Origin of the sequence: Sphingomonas sp. PP-CE-1A-559, from assembly GCF_004340965.1 — a bacterium.
GTDB lineage: Bacteria > Pseudomonadota > Alphaproteobacteria > Sphingomonadales > Sphingomonadaceae > Sphingomonas.
Genome location: NZ_SLYA01000028.1, coordinates 1 through 2189 on the forward strand (window position 1 = coordinate 1; position 2189 = coordinate 2189).

The following is a 2189-nucleotide window of genomic DNA, read 5'->3' on the forward strand; positions in this document are numbered from 1 at the left end:
GGCCACCTTCGGGCCATTTGGTTCTCGAACCGCTCGAGACTGGAAATCGCTGACACCGACCGCGCTGTTCACGACTTTCCACACAGTCTGTTTGATTTTTGCATCAATGTGGCGATGAACGGATGTCCGCTTTCGAGATTGCAAGCTGCCGATCGGAACGTCCGGGTTTGGGCGTGAGCGGAATGGCCGGAATGGGAAGGAAAGCGGACTGTCTGCTTAGGAGCGCTCTGAACCGCCCCGGGTCTGCCGGAGGCCTTGGGTTGTGAGTCATGCTGCCATATCGATGTTGTCTGCAGCAGCATAATATTGATCTTCGGCTTCGGCAGGCGGGATGTTCCCGATGGGCTCCAGCAGCCGACGATGGTTGAACCAGTCGACCCATTCGAGCGTGGCGTACTCGACGGCTTCGAAACTGCGCCAGGGTCCGCGCCGGTGGATCACCTCGGCTTTGTACAGTCCGTTGATCGTCTCGGCCAAAGCGTTGTCGTAGCTGTCGCCGACACTGCCGACTGACGGCTCGATGCCGGCCTCCGCGAGGCGCTCGGTGTACTTGATAGACACGTATTGCGACCCGCGGTCGCTGTGGTGAACCAGGCCGCCACGGTGGACCGGCCTTCGGTCATGAAGCGCCTGCTCGAGTGCATCCAGGACGAAGCTGGCATGTGCTGTCCTGCTGGCACGCCATCCGACGATTCGGCGGGCGTAGGTGTCGATGACAAAGGCGACGTAGACGAACCCCGCCCAGGTCGCGACGTAGGTAAAGTCCGACACCCACAGCATGTTCGGCGCTGGGGCGTAGAACTGCCGGTTGACGTGATCGCGCGGGCACGGCGCCGCTTTATCGCTGATGGTCGTGCGCACCGGCTTGCCGCGGATTACCCCCGCCAAGCCCATCTCGCGCATCAGCCGTTCCACGGTACAGCGCGCGACCACAAAGCCCTCCCGCACCATCTGCCGCCAGACCTTGCGCACGCCGTAGACCGCGAAATTCTCTGCGAACACGCGAGCGATCTCGGGCTTGAGGATCAGATCCTCACGCGCCCGTGCCGACAGACGCGATGGATCCTGTCGGTGCGCCACGTGCTCGTAGTAGGTGGATGGGGCGATCGGCAGGACACGGCAGATCGGCTCGACCCCATAGGCATCGCGGTGATCGTCAATGAAAGCGATCATCGCCGGAACGGGCGGTCGAGCTCCGCCTGCGCGAAATATGCCGACGCCTTACGCAAGATCTCGTTGGCTTGCCGCAGTTCACGGACCTCGCGCTCCAGCGCCTTCATCTTGTCGGCCACCTCGGTCGGAACACCGCCGCGCTTGCCGCTATCGACCTCGGCCTTCTTCACCCACTCATGCAGCGTCTGCGGAACGCAGCCGATCTTCTCGGCAATCGATACCACGGTCGCCCACCTGGACGGGTGATCCCGCTCGTGATCGAAAACCATCCGCACCGCTCGCTCGCGGACTTCGGGCGCAAACTTGTTGGTCGTCTTGCTCGTCATGACTCCACCTTCTCAGGAGTTGGAGCCTCCGACAAACCCGGGGCGGTTCACTCGCCTAAAAAGCAGACCGTCTGTTTAAGCGACGACGTACGCCTATCAACACGACTGGTGTGACGTAGAACCACGCCGCAATCACCGCCCATAGCACTATGCCCTCCGTTGTGCTGTCTGGGCCAAACGTCGGCCACAATGGCAGTTCGAGAAGGAAAGCACTCAACAGGATAATCGGGATGGCAGTCGCCAACCAGACGGCAGCAACGAACCGGAATAGCCAAAGTTTGGTTTGCGAGGGTTGATTAGTCACGTCGGCATAATGTCCGCTATCGGGAATAGGGTCTACCCTCTCCCAACGGCTGGGTTTGGGCGTTCATGCCCGAGCCGGCGTTCTCGCGAGCGATCGAATTTTGGGAATGTCCGGGTTGGGAAGGAAAGCGGCCGGGCGGCTTTCGGGGCCGGACTCTGTTAAACCTGCCATCGAATGCGCTCGCCAAATGCATCAGGTTTTTGCATCGGCGGACACCCAGCTTTCCAGCCGTTCTCTGCCCGATGCGAAATCCGTGAATTCTGCATCCCAACGCTGAGGGTGGTGGTTACCTGAGCTGCCCCCTTCTGAGCGGTCCATCGACTATGAGAGTCTGGATCAAGGAAGGGACGACGAATGCCTGCGAAAAAGCACAAGCCGGAAGAGAT

At 60.7% G+C, this 2189-nt stretch carries 2 protein-coding genes and 1 other annotated feature; both genes read right to left on the reverse strand.

Features of this window, described 5'->3' with window-relative positions:
* Window positions 1–267 precede the first annotated feature (267 nt).
* A protein-coding gene (locus C8J42_RS19895; RefSeq protein WP_243644646.1) for an IS3 family transposase occupies window positions 268–1499 on the reverse strand; the annotation gives its coding sequence in 2 pieces (ribosomal slippage) (window positions 268–1205 and window positions 1205–1499; 1233 coding nt in all).
* Window positions 1099–1215: a sequence feature (AL1L pseudoknot), on the reverse strand. (Overlaps the previous gene by 117 nt.)
* 462 nt (window positions 1500–1961) lie before the next feature.
* Window positions 1962–2189, reverse strand: a 228-nt coding sequence (locus tag C8J42_RS20395; RefSeq protein ID WP_207897200.1) for a hypothetical protein, incomplete at its 5' end; no start/stop codon positions are given.